We start from the raw sequence: 15,977 nt of genomic DNA, 5'->3' as shown, positions 1-15,977 counted from the left end.
TTCTGTCTGTTCGTACCCGCTGAAGCGGGCTGATCGTACGGTGCCCGCTGGTGCGGGCTGTGTGTCGGTCGGCTGCGGAACAGCCGAGAAGTTGATCGGATGGTGTGGTCGCTGTGCTCTCGTCGCCGTCGGTCAGACCGTCTTGTCTGTGTGGCCGAGGGCATCGCATGAGCATTGTGATCGCTGGCTCTCACCTGATTGTGAAGCTCACGTGCACGGTGGCGGTGGGCGCCTTGTCGGCGGCGGGAGATCACCGGAGCGTGCGCGACTGGGAGGTCGGCCGCCTCGGCGAGGTGGGGACCCGCACCGCCTCGATCACACTGTGCGGGTGTGGCTCATGCCCGTCCCCACACCTGCGAGGTGAGGCATGGGTGATGGTTTCAGCGGTGGCCCACCCCGGTCTGTCTGCGTCGGATCGCGGCTCGGATCATGGCCACGCAGGCGAGGATGACGGCGATGGGCACGAGGATCATGGGCAGGTAGGTCAGCAGCGGACTGGGCGTCAGTCCCATCCAGGCCTGACCGAGGACGCCGATGAGGCCGAGCGCCCCGATGGCTGCGGCGGCAACCGCGGCGACGACGATGGTCGTGTCGACTCGAGTGGCTGACAATGCGCGTCCTTCCGTCCGATCTGTGATCCTTCTCTGCGCCTCCATTGTACCCCTCGCGATAGACTGATCTGCGATGTCAATGACCTTCAGCCAGTGGCTGTCCCACAGTGCAGATGCCGACTTCGAGTCCTTCGTCCGGACCCGACGCGACCTCCTCCAACCCGAGTCCCCGACGATGGCGGCCCTGGCCGCGGCCGCGTCCTCGCGCATCGGGGTCTCCCGCGGCATCGAAGCCCTCGACGCGCAGTCGCTTGAGGTCTTCATCGCCTTGGCCAAGGCGGCCCGGACGACGCCGGAGATCAAGATCACGGGCAATCCGCACATCGATCCCGCCCTCGCCGAGGCGGCGCTGCCCCGACTGCGCAACCTCGGCCTGGCATGGCCAGCCGGTGGGGACGGGACCTGGCGAATCCAGTCCGAGGCCATCACACTGCTGCCGACCTCGGCGGCCGAATCCGCCCGGGCCTATCCCTGGCAGGTCGACTCGTCGTCGCTCGATTCGAGCACGGCCACGATCGGCCAGCCTCTCATCCACAACAGCGAACAGGCCGCCGTGGCCGAGGTCATCTCATCCCTGCGCGGCCTCGTCGATGAGCTTGCCGCCTCCCCGATCTCCCGGCTGACCAGCGGCGGCATATCGAAGCGGGACGTTTCCCGACTCGCCCGCACTCTCGAGCTGGGTCTCGAGCAGACGATCACTCTGCTGCAGGCGGCGAAGTCGCTCCACCTCATCGGGGTCCTCGACGATGCGCTCGATCCACAGTGGACGGCCGCCGACGATGCCGATTCCGCTCTCGCCGGCGATCGTGCCGAACTGTGGGCGGCGCTGGTCGGGGCGTGGCTGCGCGATCTGCTCGACGTCACTCAGCTGGCGGCGGGGGCGAGCGAGAACGAACGCCTCACAGTGCTCGCGACTCCGAAGAAGTCCCTGTTCAAGGGCTATGGACTGTCGGTGCCGGCGATGCCGCTGCTGCGCTTCGCCGCGCTCTCCGTCCTCCAAGACATCGGTCTGGGTTCGGCACGGTCGGCCGGGTGGATCCATGCGGAGGTGCTGCGTCGGCATCCGCTGCTGCCGGCACACGAATTCGCGATGACCGAGGCCGTTCTCCATACGTGCGTGAGTTTCGGGCTGGCGACGACTCCGCTGCAGGAGCCGGATCATTTCGGCCCGAGTCGGTTCGGTCTCCGTCTGGCCGCCGGACTGGACCGGGCGATGGCCGAGCAGGCCAAACAGGACCCTTCGATCCTGCCCCTGGGTGTGTCCGTCGACGCCCTGACCGTGCCCGGCGATGTCATCGCCGCGGTCACCGAGGGGCTCGGGGCCGAGGTCGACACGGTGCTCATCCAGTCCGATCTCACCGCGGTGGCCACCGGCCCGATCGAGCCGCGGGTCCACCATATTCTGCGCAAGTACGCCGTCGTCGAGGCACGCGGCCAGGGCACCGTCTATCGCATCGACGGCGAGACCATCGAAGACACCATGCAGTCAGGGACCACTCCGGAGGAGGCCTTGGCCGAACTCGCAGGCATCAGCGCCGAAGAGCTGCCGTCGACCTTGGAGTTCCTCGTGCAGAACACGGCCTCGAAGCTGCGCCGGGTGCGTGTCGCAGGGGCCAGGGCGGTGCTCATCGTCGACGACCCCGTCGACCTCGATGTCATCCTCTCCGATCAGGCGATGATGCCGGCCGGTCTCGAACGACTGGCTCCGACCGTGGCGATCGCTCAGCTGGGCCCGGAGCGGACGATGCATCTGCTCGAGGCCGGGGATCATCATGCCCTCCTGCATTCGGCGGCCGGACCCGTGCGGAAGCGACGGGTGATCACCGACTCGGAACCCGAGGTCAGCGTGAGGCGACGTCCGCGGGTCGGCGACGGCCACCTCGGCGAATATATTCGGATCCTGCGGTCGGCACCGGCGGCGGCCGCCCAGGTGAGCACGGATGAGCCTTTGGGACATATGGATCGGCTGCGGGAGGCCGCGGAGGCGAAGCAGCGCGTGCTCATTCGGATCGCGGATTCCCACGGCAAGGAACGAACGATCGAGATGCTGCCGGCCACACTCAACGCCGGCCGCGTGCGCGGAGTGGTGACGACCACCGGCGCCGAGGCCTCCCTGTCCGTCGCCCGCATCGTCTCCGTCGACCCCTCCCCCTAATTGCTACCTGACGGCGTCCCAGCAACCTGGCGCCAGGTTGCTGGGACGCCGTCAGGTAGCTCGGAGCGGGAACAATCGGAGTGATGGACGTGTTGTGTCCTCTGGTGTCATCACACGTCGGGAAGGGAAGTATTGAATGAATGGTCCGTTGATCGTGCAGTCCGATCGGACTGTGCTGCTCGAATCGGGGCATCCTCTGGCCGTCGAGGCGGCCGTGGCGATCGCTCCATTCGCGCAGCTGTCGCGGACCCCGGAGTACATCCACACCTATGAGATCACTCCGCTGGGACTGTGGAACGCCCGCGCCAGCGGCCATGATGCCGAATCCGTCGTCGACGTGCTCCTCGAATTCGCGAAGTACCCGGTCCCGCATGAGCTCCTCGTCGACATCGTCGACATCATGGACCGGTTCGGTGTCCTCACCCTCATCGACCATCCGATCCACGGACTGACCCTGACGTCGACGGAGACGGGACTGCTCGATGAGCTCGTCGGTCAGCCCGACCTCGTCGGCAAGTTCGGCAAACGCATCGACGCCGAATCCGTCCTCGTCCACCCCTCCGAGCGCGGCGAGCTCAAACACGCCCTGCTGCAGCTGGGCCACCCGGTCTCCGACCACGCCGGCTACGTCGACGGCGAAGCCCACGAGATCTCCCTGTCCGATGATGCTCACGGCGGTCAGTGGCACCTGCGCGACTACCAGAAGCAGGCGATCGACCAGTCGCTGTCCGGCGAGTCCGGGGTCGTCGTTCTGCCGTGCGGCGCGGGAAAGACTGTCGTCGGCGTGGCCACCATGTCTCGGGTGCAGACGACGACGCTCATCCTCGTGACGAACTCGGTCTCGGCCAAGCAATGGAAGGACGAGATCCTGCGCCGCACCACCCTGACCGAAGACGAGGTCGGCGAATATTCGGGATCGACGAAAGAGATCCGCCCGGTCACCATCGCCACCTACCAGGTGCTTACGACTCGCAGGAAGGGCTCGTATCTCCACCTCGAGCTCCTCGATGCCAAGGACTGGGGCCTGGTCATCTATGACGAGGTGCATCTGCTTCCGGCGCCGATCTTCCGATTGACCGCAAGCTTGCAGGCTCGCCGTCGCCTCGGCCTGACCGCGACGCTGGTGCGTGAGGACGGACGCGAGGACGAGGTGTTCTCCCTCATCGGGCCCAAGCAGTACGAGGTGCCGTGGAAGGAACTCGAACGACTCGGCTATATCGCTTCGGCCGCCTGCCATGAAGTCCGCGTCCGCCTCGACGGCGGAACCCGAACCGCGTATGCCCGCGCCGACGGTGAGGACCGGTACCGGCTGGCTGCGACATCGGATGCGAAACTGCCGATCGTCTCCGAGCTCGTCGCCGATCATCCGGATGCGCAGATCCTCGTCATCGGTCAGTATCTCGACCAGCTCGAGGAGATCGGAGCCGAACTCGGTGCGCCCGTGCTCACCGGGCAGACTCCAGAATCGGTGCGCCAGGAGCTCTTCCGCGAGTTCCGGTCCGGGGAGATCCCCGTGCTCGTGGTCTCGAAGGTCGCGAACTTCTCCGTGGACCTGCCGGCCGCCTCGGTGGCGATCCAGGTCTCCGGAGCCTTCGGGTCCAGGCAGGAGGAGGCTCAGCGCCTCGGGCGGATCCTGCGCCCGAAGGAGGACAAGGGGTCGGCCACGTTCTACACGGTCGTCGCCGCCGATACCGTCGATGAGCACTTCGCCGCTCAGCGCCGCCGCTTCCTCACCGAGCAGGGCTACAGCTACAGCATCGAAGTCCGCTGACACGCCCCTCAATTGCTACCCGACGGCGGCCCAGCAACCTGGCGCCAGGTTGCTGGGCCGCCGTCGGGTAGTAATTACGTAGTGATGAGGGAGGGTTCGGACTTGACCACTACCTCGCGGCGGGCGACGCGGCGGGCCAGGCGGGACTCGCCCCACTTGATGAAGCCGACGCCGCCGAGGATGAAGACTCCGCCGAAGAGCTGGATCGGGGCGGGCATCTCGAAGAGGACCAGCCAGGCGACGATGACGGAGAACGGGACCTCGACGAGGTTGACGAACGATCCGACCGTCGCCCCGACATAGCGCAGACCGAGGATCCCGGTGATGTAGGCGCCGACCGTGAAGGCGACGATCATCGCCATCGGCACGACCCACGACATCGACACCCCGCCGAAGTCGACGTCAGCCGTCACCGCGTTCCACGGCATGACGCCGGCGAGCACGATGGCCGACATCGCCAGGGCCCCGATGCCCATGCCCAGACCGGTCAGCGCGACTGGCGGGATCGTGATCGTGTCCTTCGCAGAGACGAGGAAGTAGCTGGCCAGGCAGACCGCGGCGGCCATGGCCATGACCACGCCGAAGATGCTGATCGACGATCCGCGCAGATTGAGCACGAGCAGGAGCCCGATCATGGAGACGACGACCCCGATGAACGTCACGGTCGCCGGCCGGGTCCGCGTCCGCGCCCAGATCCAGAAGACGATGAGCATCGGCGCGGTCATCTCCAGCAGCAGCGCCACGGCCACGGTGAGGTGTTCGACGGCGACGAAGTAGAACCCCTGGACGCCGGCCATCGAGACCAGGCCGTAGGTGAGGACGGTGCGCCAGTGCGTGAGCACTTCGCCCCAGCGTCCGCGCAGGGCGATGAGGGTGGGGATGAGCAGCAGGACCGCGGAGCCGGCCAAGCGGATGAGCACCACCGCGCCCGGCGTCCACCCGATCGCGTACATCGTCTTCGCGATCGGCCCTGACACCGCGAAGAAGAACGCGGAGGCAAGAGTGAGCAGGAACCCTGCGATGACGGTGCGATTCATTCCTGACCTCCTGATGTGGTGAAACGTTGAGTGGCGTACGAGGACAGACATCCCCGAGGTGGTGGTGCTGCGTGGATTGACGGTGCGGTGTTGAGTTGATGGTGCGGTGCCGGATCATGACCTCGCCGAGGCGGCCCGACGTCGACATCGGAGTGACCGTTTCGTCGTTCTGCCGAGCCGGCTCGTCGTCGGGTTGTGCAGAACCTCAGCGGGTCCTGCGGAATGTCCGGTTTCAGTATCGGCCCTGAAATTGAAATGGGTCAAGTTCATTTTGGTCATTACATCGTGTGGCAGAATGTCATTCACTATGGCCTTCATCTACGACATCCGCGCGAACCTCACGATGCTCGTCGACCTCCTCAACACCTCCGGCGACATCACGGACGGCGGCGATGAACTGACGACAACCGCAAAACTCCGCGGATTCGCGGCCCGGCACGACTTCTCCGGACCTTTGACCGCCACCAGAAGCGACGTCAACGAGACCCTGGACCTGCGTCGCAGATTCGCCGCGGCACTGGATGCGAGCATCGACGCCGAGACCGATGACGAGGTCGAAGCGGGGACGATCGCGGTCGTCGATGAGATCAATCTCACACTGAGCGACTCGGGGTCAGTGCCGCAATTGGTCAAACACGACCACTGGGACTGGCACCTGCACGCGACCGGCACTCGAGCCAGCCTGGCCGACCGAGTGGCCGCCGATGTCGCTCTCGTCCTCATCGACCTCATCCGCTCCGGCGATCTCGACCGGCTCGGGCGCTGCGCCGCCGAGGACTGCCGCGCCTACCTCGCCGACTTCAGCCGCAATCGCTCGAAGCGCTTCTGCGATACCGGCAGCTGCGCCACCCGCACACACGTCGCGGCCTTCCGCGCCCGCCATTCCGACGCCGACTCCCACAACTGACCCGAGGAGCCGCCCATGTCACTTCAACCCTTGCGCATCACCGCCGGACGCAAGCTCGCCGCCGGCCTTGCAGGCATCATCACCATGTCGGTCACGCTGACGTCGGGCTTCGCCCTCGCAGCACTGGCTTTCCTCCCCGCAGGCTCCGGAGGACTGCTCAGCGAAAAAGTCCTCTTCAGCGCCCTCGCCGTCATCGCGGCCCTCGTCTCTGCCACCATCAGCTTTCTGCTCGTACTCGCCGCCCTCGGCCGCTTCCGCACCGGCGGCAGCCTGTCTCGATTCTTTCGGTATCAGCTGGCAGCACTCGGGGCCGGCGGCGGGCTGGGCCTCGGCTTCGCTCCAGCCATGACAGACGCGGCCCCGGTCTGGTGGGTGGTTGCAATCACCGCCGGTCTCGGACTCATCGCCGTCTCCCTGCTCGCATTCCGCAAGGCCCGCTATCCGATTCTCGACCGCCCTCCCTATCGCAATACAGCCCTGGCCGAAGGCAGCGTCATCGATCATTGGTCCCGAGCCGGCACGAGGGGCCCCAGCCTGACCGTGATTCACTTCGTCGACGACAAGGGCAGGGACCGCTGGGCACGCCACCTCGTCCAGCAAGATCCATCGATGCCCGGAACACGCGGCCAAGTTGTCTATGACCGCCATCGCCCCGAAAGAGTCCGACGCTTCGCCGTCGCTCAACAGCTCTTCGATCTCCGCCCGCCTCGCGAGATCCGCGCGAATCCCGATACGTCGCCGCACACCGCGTTCCCGATGCCTCCAGACAGACGCCCACCCAGCCGGAGCTGAGGCACTAGCCCGCCCCGCATGGAACTGAGCGGAGGCCACCCACGAACGGCCGCCTCGGCGATCATTTCTGACCGCGAACTGACCGCAACCACATTTTTCACTGAAATCTGGCTTTCGTCCCTGAGAGCGAATACCCGATCCAGGGCCCAAAAGGACTTTCCTGAGAGTTTTCCAGTGACGCATGTCACATTCGCATTCAGCTGACCTCCAGCCCACTCCCAGAAACGGGACTCAGACTGGAGCCATGACTACAGCACAGAACGACACCGACATCGAAGCCACCCTGCTCGTTGTCGATGATGAGCCCAATATCCGCGAACTCCTGTCCACCAGTCTCCGTTTCGCCGGATTCGACGTCGTCTCCGCCGCCAACGGCGCCGAGGCGCTCCGTCTGGCCGAGCAGACGGAGGTCGACCTCCTCGTCCTCGACGTCATGCTCCCGGACATGGACGGCTTCACCGTCACCCGCCGTCTGCGCCAGATCGGCATGAACGCCCCCGTCGTGTTCCTCACCGCCCGTGACGACACCTCGGACAAGATCACCGGTCTGACCGTCGGCGGTGACGACTATGTGACGAAGCCCTTCAGCCTCGAAGAGGTCGTCGCCCGCATCCGCGCCGTCCTCCGCCGCACTCGCAATCTCGAAGACGAGGAGAACGCCGTCATCGTGGCAGGCGACCTCGAACTCGACGACGATACCCATGAGGTCCGCCGCTCCGGCATCCTCATCGATCTCTCCCCCACCGAGTTCAAGCTGCTGCGCTACCTCATGCTCAACACGAACCGCGTCCTGTCGAAGTCGCAGATCCTCGACCACGTGTGGGAATACGACTTCGGCGGTGACACCGGAATCGTCGAGTCCTATATCTCCTACCTGCGCCGCAAGATCGACGTCACTCCGGAAACGGACGCCGCCGGTCACCCCGTCGAGATGGAATGGACGCCGATGATTCAGACCAAGCGCGGGGTCGGCTACATGCTGCGCACACCGGAATCCAAGTAGTCGTCCAACCAAGGGCGATAGATTACATACGTGGCAATAGAATCCCGTCCCTCTCGTCCCGGCTTCTGGGAAGAATGGTCCCTGACCACCAAGCTGCTGGCCATCATGATGCTGCTCATGCTGCTCGTCCTCACAGGGACGAGCGCTTGGGTGCTGGAGAACCTGCGCGACAGCCTCGTCCAGCGCACCGATGAGCGACTCATCAGTGCTTCGGAGACGTTGGCGAAGCAGGCCTACCAAGATGTGTTCCAGAAGGCCGAACTCCAGCCCGGGGACGACGCCGACGAGGATGCGCCGTCGTCGACGACGATCGATTCGAATTCCTGGGATCAGCTCAAGAGCCTCCTGCCGGGCGGCTTCTACGTGCAGTTCTACAACACGGACGGGGATCCGATCCGCGACCCCGTCGCACCGGAGCCGCAGAACCATCCGATCCTGCCGAAGATCAATGAGAAGGAAGTCTATTCGCGCGGCGGCGAGCCTTTCACCGTCGCCGGAACGAGCTCGCAGTGGCGAGCGCGAGCGATGAAGGTGAAGAACACCGACGTGCTCGTGTCCATCGCGGTTCCCTTCGACCGCGAGGTCGACAACATCAACGAGCGGGCCCGGAACACGATGATCGGCATCGGCCTGTTGGCCCTGGCGATGGTCGCCGGAGTCGGCTATTGGGCGATCAACAACACGTTCCGGCCGCTGCGCGATATCGAGAAGACCGCCTCCCGCATCGCCGCCGGCGACCTGTCCCAACGTGTGCCCAGCTATCCGCGCAACACCGAGCTCGGGCGGCTGTCGGCGGCGCTGAATACGATGCTCGGACGCATCGAGGACTCGTTCGACGGGCAGACCCGCTCGGAGAAGCGCATCCGCCAGTTCGTCTCCGACGCCTCGCACGAGCTGCGCACGCCTCTGGTCACGATCCGCGGGTATGCGGAGCTGTACCGTCAGGGTGCGATCACGAAGTCCGAGGACGTGGCCAATGCGATGGAGCGGATGGAGTCCGAGGCCAAGCGCATGGGCGTCCTCGTCGACGATCTCGTCGTCCTGGCCAGGCTCGACGAGCAGCGGGCCGCCGAGATCGGTCCGGTCGATCTGCACAAGGTCGTCCGCGATGCTGCCGCCGATGCCGCGGCACAGGCCCCGGACCGCGATATCAGCTTCATCGGACTCGACGGTGAGGATGCCCAACCCGTGCCGATGATCCGCGGATCCGAATCGAAGATCCGCCAGGTCATCGTCAACCTTGCCGGCAACGCCGTACGCCACACACCTGAGCACACGGCCATCGAATTCGCCGTCGGCGTCGTCGGTCTGCCCGAGTCGGTCGACCCCGATTCCGCGGACACCGGCGAGATCCGCGAAGGCGGAGCGCGCGGTCAGAACGGTCGCAATGGTGCGAAGAACGGGGCGAAAGACAAACCACGTGAACGCGGGTTCGTCACCGGCGGGGTACGAATCTTCCGCCGAGGCGACTCTGCCGGAAACGACCAATCCGACACCCAGCCGAACCCCCGGACCGCCGCTCAGTCCCCGGCCAAGCCCGACCGTCAGGTCGGGCCCGAGAGTACCGTTCCGACTGCGGAGCACGGAGAGGGGCAGCATAACGGGCAGCTCAGGACACCGCCCGGATCGCAGTCGGCGCAGCCCTCCGGTCCTCAGAGTTCCGGACCGCGGAATGGGGCAGGGGCCGACTCCCAGACTGCGCCGCAGTCAAGTTCATCAGCCGAGCCCCAATCCGGACCTCAATCCAAGGCTCCCGAGCCGGCGAACATCGTCCCCGATGTCACGGCGGCCGGATCGATCACGGTCGACGAGTCACTGCGAGGATTCCCCAACGGCCGGGTCCGCTTCGAGGTCAGAGACCACGGCGACGGAATCGACCCCGAGGTGGTTCCGCGCATTTTCGAGCGCTTCTACCGCCTCGACGTGTCTCGGACCAGGGACACCGGCGGATCCGGGCTCGGGCTGTCGATCGTCAAGGCGATCGTGGAGAACCACCATGGTGCGATCTCCGTCCACGAAACCCCGGGCGGCGGTGCGACGTTCCGCATCGACCTGCCGATCTCCGACAACGGCGAAACCACTGCGGACACGCGAAAGGATGAGCGATGAACGAGAACACCGACCCTCAGAATCCGGATGAGGTGTCCCGCAGCTCCCGATCGGATGATCAGACACCGCGTCCGTCGGGGAATCAGGACAGCGGTTCCGCCGCCGGGGGGCGTCGCAGCCCATCGGCCGGTGGCTCCCGCGGGTCCGGAGCTGAGGTTCCGCGCACCTTCCCGTCCCAGCCCAACGGCCCTGCACGGGTCAGTCCACCGGTGGCACCGCCCGAAAGACGCCCCGACGTTCCGTCGACTCAGGCGCAGAACCCTGTGGACGGATCCCCTCACCGAGGCGGCTCTCCCACCCAGCAGTCGTCGCCGTATCAACCGAACGGTCAGCGGCACTCTTCGCACCATCCGGGCAGCCAACAGCAGGGCGGCCAGCCGGGCTATCCAGGACATCAGAGTGCCCAGGGCGATTTCGGCAATCAGCCACGACCGGATCGGCAGAACGTCCAGCCGAATCAGACTCAGCACCCGTCCCCGTACGGGCAGCCCCAGCAGAATGGTCCGCAGTCGCATCAGGGCCAGAACAACGCCGGACAGAACAACACCGGCTCGACTGCTGTCGGAACCGGAGCCGCGGCAGGAATCGGAGCAGCAGCTGCTGGCGCCGGAGCCGCAGCTGGTGGCGCCGGCACCTATCAGACCGGGCCGAACTCTCAGCAGTCAGGTTCTGCCGGCTACCCGGGCGCTCCCGGCCAGCCCACCGGCGCCAACGCATATTCGGCCGCACATGGCTCGGGCCCCTATTCCTCGGAATTCTCGGCCGTCGGTTCCCAGCCCGGACCCGGTGGACCGGGAGATCCCAACGGCCCCGGTGGCCCGGAGGGGCCGGACGGGTTCGGTCCGTACGGAGCTCAGCAGCCGCCTCGGCGAGAGAAGAAAGGACCCGGCTGGGGTGCGACGATCGCGATCGGCCTGGTGGCCGCGCTCCTCGGTGGGGCTCTCGCGTTCGGCGGAAACTATGCGCTTTCGGCGCTGCAGAACGACGAACCGCGCAAGGTCGCCGAGGAGACGATCGAGACCCCCGATTGGACGCAGGTCGCAGAGAAGACCTCGGACAGTGTGATGTCTATCCAGGTCGGCACTCAAGGCCAGGTCCAGGGACTCGGTTCGGGTGCACTGTACGACGATCAGGGCCACGTCATCACGAACAACCACGTCGTCGCGCCGGCGGACACCCCCGACGGCGAGATCGCCGTGACCATGAAGAACGGTGAGACGACGGAGGCGAAGATCGTCGGCCGCGATCCCTCGACCGATATTGCCGTCATCAAGCTCGAACAGGTGCCCGACGGGGTGAAACCGTTGGTCATCGGCGATTCGAAGAAGCTGACCGTGGGCGACCCCGTGATGGCCCTGGGCAATCCGCTCGGCCTGGCCAACACCGTGACCACCGGCATCGTCTCCGCGCTCGACCGCCCGGTGTCGACTGAGAACATCGGCGAGGATGCCTCCTCCCAGGAGAAGGAGATGACGATCACGAACGCCATCCAGACCGATGCGGCGATCAACCCCGGCAACTCGGGTGGGCCACTGGTCAATGGTGATGGCCAGTTCATCGGCGTGAACTCGGCGGCCGCATCGCTGAGCCAGGGCGAGGGAGGTCAGTCCGGGTCGATCGGCATCGGATTCGCGATCCCCGCGAACCAGGCTGTGATGATCGCCGATCAGCTCATCTCCTCCGGCAAAGCCAAGCACCCGTTCCTCGGCATCACTCTCACCGACGGGCACATCAACAGCGGCGGGATCAGCCGCGGCAGCGCCAAGGTGCAGTCCGTGGCCGGCGGATCCCCCGCGGCCAAGGCCGGAATCAAGGACGGAGACGATATCGTCGAGGTGGCCGGAACCAAGGTGAACAACGCCATCGCTCTGCGCGCCCTCGTCCGCGCCCAGCCGGTGAACACTCCGGTCGAGGTCACCGTGGTCCGGGGCGGAAAAGAACAGAAGCTCGACGTCACGCTCGTGCTGCAGTAGGCAAGCCGCCGAGGCGGTCCGCTGCTGCAGCGGTCAGTCGCCCGAATTTCCGCCACTCACGCGTCCGCGCATGGGGATCCGGTCGTGACTCAGCCACCTGGAGGGTGTGGACAGCCGAACGCTGTCCACACCCTCTTTCCGTGCTCTTCCCCTCCTCTATTGGGCAGCCGACACTGATGTCGTCCCGCCCGACCGCGGCGGAACGTCTCTGACCAAGAGGAGTGATGATGAGTTTCGAAGTCGACGCCGAACGCGTCCAATCCGCTGCCACAGCCGCTGCGAACACCTCCCGCAATCTCGTGTCCGAATCCGACACGATGATGCGCAATCTGCTCGCCCTCCAGGAATGCTGGCGCGGCAGTGCCGCCCAGAATTTCCAAGCCGTGGTCAACCAGTGGGAGCGTGCGCAGAAGCAGCTCATGGAATCGCTCGACTCCGTCCACGGAGCGCTCCACACCGCGGCCCGGCAGTACTCCGAAGTCGAGGCGGCGAACTCGCGTCTCTTCGCCCCCTGAGCCGATCGGATTGCACCGTCACGATCGAGGTTCTGCTCGTGACGGGCGGTTCCTGTTCCGCCTTGTCGAGTCCCTGCTCGGTCGGGCGTCCCGACCGGATCAGCTCGTACTGCACGCCCCTGTCGAGTCCCGTTCGCCGATAGTCACAGATCCCCGCCGCAGATCCCCGAGTTTCTGCGGCCGGGATCTGTTCGTTCTCGTAGTCGGCGTCTGGCAAATTATCAGCCTTTCTCAGTAGACTTGAGAGCGATAGTTCGCGGCGGTGTTGGCCAAGAATCTCCGGACCGGAGTGGATCGGGTTGGCAGCGTCGGGTCAAACCAATGCAGGAGTCGACTACGGATGAGTATCTTCCAACGGATCGCGACGATCTTCGGTGCCAAGGCCAACAAAGCTCTGGACAAGGCCGAAAACCCCAACGAAACCCTTGACTATTCGTACCAGAAGCAACTGGAGCTGCTGCAGAAGGTCCGTCGTGGTGTTGCCGATGTCGCCACCAGCCGCAAGCGCCTCGAGTTGCAGATCAACCAGCTCGAACAGCAGCAGAACAAGCTCTCCGGTCAGGCCGAGAAAGCCATGCAGATCGGTCGCGAAGACCTCGCTCGCGAGGCACTGACCCGCAAGTCGGGGCTGACCCAGCAGATCACCGACCTGCAGACCCAGCACGAAGGACTGCAGGGCGAGGAGCAGAAGCTCACTCTCGCCTCGCAGCGTCTCCAGGCCAAGGTCGACGCCTTCCGCACGAAGAAGGAGACGCTGAAGGCCACGTACAACGCGGCCGACGCACAGACCAAGATCGGCGAGGCGTTCTCAGGCATCTCGGAAGAGCTCGGTGACGTCGGACTCGCCGTCCAGCGCGCCGAAGACAAGACCGCGTCGCTGCAGGCGCGGGCCGGTGCCGTCGATGAGCTCCTCGCTTCGGGTGCCCTCGACGACGTCACGGGAACCCAGAAGGACGACATCACCGCTCAGCTCGACTCCCTCTCCAGCGAGAACGACGTCGAGATGGAACTCCAGCGGATGCGTGACTCCCTGCCTGCCGGGTCGGAGAAGCAGGACCAGAAGTCGCTCGAAGCTGAGGATCAGCAATGATCATCCGCATCATGGGCGAAGGACAGTTCGACGTCAAGAACGTCGACCAGGACCTGCTCCAGAAGTACGACAACCAGGTCGAAGATGCCGTCAACGCCGGCAACGAGGAAGCCGCCCGCACCGCGCTGAGCGCTCTCCACGACTACGTCACTGCCAACGGGCAGCCTGTCGCCGATGACTACCTCGGATCCTCCGATGTCGTCATCCCCTTCGTCGACGCCACCTTGGCCGAGATCGCCGAACTGCTCACCGGCGAGGGTTTCATCCCGGACCCGGCCTGAAACCACAGAGCACCGAAATGCACCCGGCCCATTGTCTTCGACAGTGGGCCGGTTCTGCCACTGCCAGAGAGGAACCCCGATGAAGAATCGCTTCGTCAAAGACAACGGACTGACCATGCGGATGGGATGGACGATCTTCCTCAACGGCCTCATCTATGTCGTCCTCATCCTCGCGATCTGGTGGATCTTCGGACAGAACATTCCCGGAGTCATCATCGCCGTCCTCATCAGCGCCGGCGCGTTCTTCTTCCAGTGGTACTTCTCCGACAAGATCGCCATGCGTGCCATGGGCGGACGGGAGGTCTCCCCCGAGGAGGCTCCGGAGCTGCATACGATCGTCGACCGACTCTGCCAGCTGGCCGATTCGACGAAACCCCGCGTGGCCGTCTCGAATTCCCCGATCCCCAATGCCTTCGCCACCGGCCGCTCCCCTGAGCGCTCGGTGGTGTGCGTGACCCGTGGCCTGCTCGAGAAGCTCGACCGTGATGAGGTCGAGGTCGTGCTCGCCCATGAGCTCTCACACGTCGCCCACCGCGATGTCACGGTGATGACCGTTGCCGGAGTCACCGGTGTCGTCGCCGCGCTGATGATGCGCGCCGGTTACTACATGAGCTTCGGACGGTCGAACAACAATAACAACGGCATCCCGATCCAGCTGCTCTTCATCCTCGTCGGAGCCGTCGTCTACGGGCTCTCGTTCGTCCTCATACGCGCCCTCTCCAGGTATCGCGAGTTGGCCGCCGACCGCGCAGCAGCCATCCTCACCGGTGCACCGTCCACACTGGCGTCGGCGCTGACGAAGCTCAGCGGAGACATGGCCAAGATCCCGGAGAAGGATCTGCGGTCGTCCGCCTCGGCGAACCACCTCGCTCTCATCCCCGCCATCAGCGGAAAGGCCGCCTTCGGCCAGCTCTTCTCCACTCACCCCTCACTCGAGAAGCGACTGGAGCAGCTGGCCCAGATCTCCGCCCAGCTCTCCCGCCCCGAGTGATCCTTCATCCGCACCCTTTGAACTGCGCACCACCGAAATAGGAGCTCCATGGGATTCTTCGACGCACTGCTCGGCCGGTCCAAACCGAAGCGGGCCAACCTCGACGACCTCTTCGCCCTGCCGCCGGCGGCACTGACTCTGCAGGCCGCGACCGGCTTCACCCCCACCGGTGTCGGGGCCGTCGCCTTCCGCCAGGTCGAGGGAGCCGCGTTCCAATCCGCCGAGTCCGAAAGCGTCGCGCTCATCGGCTCCGACCCGGCCGCCTCGGTGAGGCAGGAGAACGACGGCTTCGGGTTCACATGGCAGGTCGTGGCCGATGAGAACGCCGAGGTGGTCAACCTCGTCACGAACATCCACGCCGTGAACTCGGCACTGGTCAATCAGGGCTTCGACACGATGCTGCTGTGCACAACCGTGTACTTCGTCCATCCCGATGGACGCCGGATGGCGTTGGTCTACCAGTACAAGCGCGGAACGTTCTATCCGTTCGTGCAGCTGGGCCCGAAACAGCGGGACAATCCCCTGGAGATCCAGGTCAAAGGCATCCTCTCCAATGAGTTGCCGTTCGAAGAGGACACGTCGAACTGGTCGGCTCTGTGGGACGCCCCGGGTATGAACGACACCCCGGGAGCTCCTGAACTGCGGTAGGCAGTTCCAGACCGAACAGACAGCAGTTCAGTCGGAACAGAGAGCAATTCACTCCGAACAGACAGATGGAGGGCGTCCCCGCAGGGACGCCCTC

The 15,977-nt window shown here is 65.3% G+C and carries 14 protein-coding genes; 12 read left to right on the top strand and 2 right to left on the bottom strand.

Annotated features, from left to right (window positions below):
• Window positions 1–380 precede the first annotated feature (380 nt).
• A complete protein-coding gene (locus HK353_RS01005; protein ID WP_101543627.1) occupies window positions 381–611 on the bottom strand; it encodes a hypothetical protein in 231 nt (76 codons plus the stop codon).
• A gap of 73 nt (window positions 612–684) precedes the next feature.
• On the opposite strand from HK353_RS01005, the gene HK353_RS01000 reads away from it, so the two are divergent.
• Complete coding sequence (locus HK353_RS01000) at window positions 685–2,766, top strand: helicase-associated domain-containing protein (RefSeq protein WP_173151414.1); 2,082 nt, start codon at window positions 685–687, stop codon at window positions 2,764–2,766.
• A 136-nt stretch (window positions 2,767–2,902) separates the two neighbouring features.
• Window positions 2,903–4,537 carry a DNA repair helicase XPB gene (locus HK353_RS00995; protein ID WP_173151412.1) on the top strand — a complete coding sequence of 545 codons (1,635 nt, stop codon included), beginning with the start codon at window positions 2,903–2,905 and terminating at the stop codon, window positions 4,535–4,537.
• A gap of 74 nt (window positions 4,538–4,611) precedes the next feature.
• Here HK353_RS00995 and HK353_RS00990 read toward each other — a convergent pair whose 3' ends face one another.
• Window positions 4,612–5,574, bottom strand: a complete 963-nt coding sequence (locus HK353_RS00990; RefSeq protein ID WP_173151411.1) for an EamA family transporter — start codon at window positions 5,572–5,574, stop codon at window positions 4,612–4,614.
• 295 nt (window positions 5,575–5,869) lie between these two features.
• On the opposite strand from HK353_RS00990, the gene HK353_RS00985 reads away from it, so the two are divergent.
• The 10 genes from HK353_RS00985 to pspAB all read left to right on the top strand — a co-directional run bounded on the left by HK353_RS00985 (window position 5,870) and on the right by pspAB (window position 15,883).
• Entirely contained in the window at window positions 5,870–6,481 is a 612-nt protein-coding gene (locus HK353_RS00985; RefSeq protein ID WP_245395699.1) for a CGNR zinc finger domain-containing protein, read from the top strand.
• 15 nt (window positions 6,482–6,496) lie between these two features.
• Window positions 6,497–7,273 (top strand): hypothetical protein, encoded by a 777-nt coding sequence (locus HK353_RS00980; protein WP_173151409.1) that lies wholly within the window; start codon window positions 6,497–6,499, stop codon window positions 7,271–7,273.
• A 244-nt stretch (window positions 7,274–7,517) separates the two neighbouring features.
• Window positions 7,518–8,276 (top strand): response regulator transcription factor, encoded by a 759-nt coding sequence (locus HK353_RS00975; protein WP_101543636.1) that lies wholly within the window; start codon window positions 7,518–7,520, stop codon window positions 8,274–8,276.
• A 30-nt stretch (window positions 8,277–8,306) separates the two neighbouring features.
• Window positions 8,307–10,385: a HAMP domain-containing sensor histidine kinase gene (locus HK353_RS00970; RefSeq protein WP_342589768.1), complete on the top strand. Its 2,079-nt coding sequence runs from the start codon at window positions 8,307–8,309 to the stop codon at window positions 10,383–10,385.
• The gene (locus HK353_RS00965; protein ID WP_217278160.1) at window positions 10,382–12,358 is read left to right on the top strand and encodes a trypsin-like peptidase domain-containing protein; all 1,977 of its coding nucleotides are present in this window, start codon (window positions 10,382–10,384) and stop codon (window positions 12,356–12,358) included. Before HK353_RS00970 ends, HK353_RS00965 begins: the two co-directional genes overlap by 4 nt.
• 227 nt (window positions 12,359–12,585) lie before the next feature.
• Window positions 12,586–12,873, top strand: coding sequence for a WXG100 family type VII secretion target (locus tag HK353_RS00960; RefSeq protein ID WP_172171469.1), 288 nt, complete (start codon window positions 12,586–12,588; stop codon window positions 12,871–12,873).
• A gap of 340 nt (window positions 12,874–13,213) precedes the next feature.
• Entirely contained in the window at window positions 13,214–13,963 is a 750-nt protein-coding gene (locus tag HK353_RS00955; protein WP_173151407.1) for a PspA/IM30 family protein, read from the top strand.
• Window positions 13,960–14,244 carry a PspA-associated protein PspAA gene (pspAA, locus tag HK353_RS00950; protein ID WP_139468159.1) on the top strand — a complete coding sequence of 95 codons (285 nt, stop codon included), beginning with the start codon at window positions 13,960–13,962 and terminating at the stop codon, window positions 14,242–14,244. Before HK353_RS00955 ends, pspAA begins: the two co-directional genes overlap by 4 nt.
• Before the next feature lie 79 nt (window positions 14,245–14,323).
• Window positions 14,324–15,235, top strand: a complete 912-nt coding sequence (gene htpX, locus HK353_RS00945; RefSeq protein ID WP_101543644.1) for a zinc metalloprotease HtpX — start codon at window positions 14,324–14,326, stop codon at window positions 15,233–15,235.
• A gap of 48 nt (window positions 15,236–15,283) precedes the next feature.
• On the top strand, window positions 15,284–15,883 hold the full coding sequence (gene pspAB / locus HK353_RS00940; RefSeq protein ID WP_173151405.1) for a PspA-associated protein PspAB: 600 nt from the start codon (window positions 15,284–15,286) through the stop codon (window positions 15,881–15,883).
• Window positions 15,884–15,977: the final 94 nt, after the last annotated feature.

Source organism: Brevibacterium permense (assembly GCF_013280495.1).
GTDB classification, from domain to species: Bacteria; Actinomycetota; Actinomycetes; order Actinomycetales; family Brevibacteriaceae; genus Brevibacterium; species Brevibacterium permense.
The sequence above is the reverse complement of the archived record's forward strand: the minus strand, read 5'-3'. Positions and strand labels throughout refer to the sequence as shown.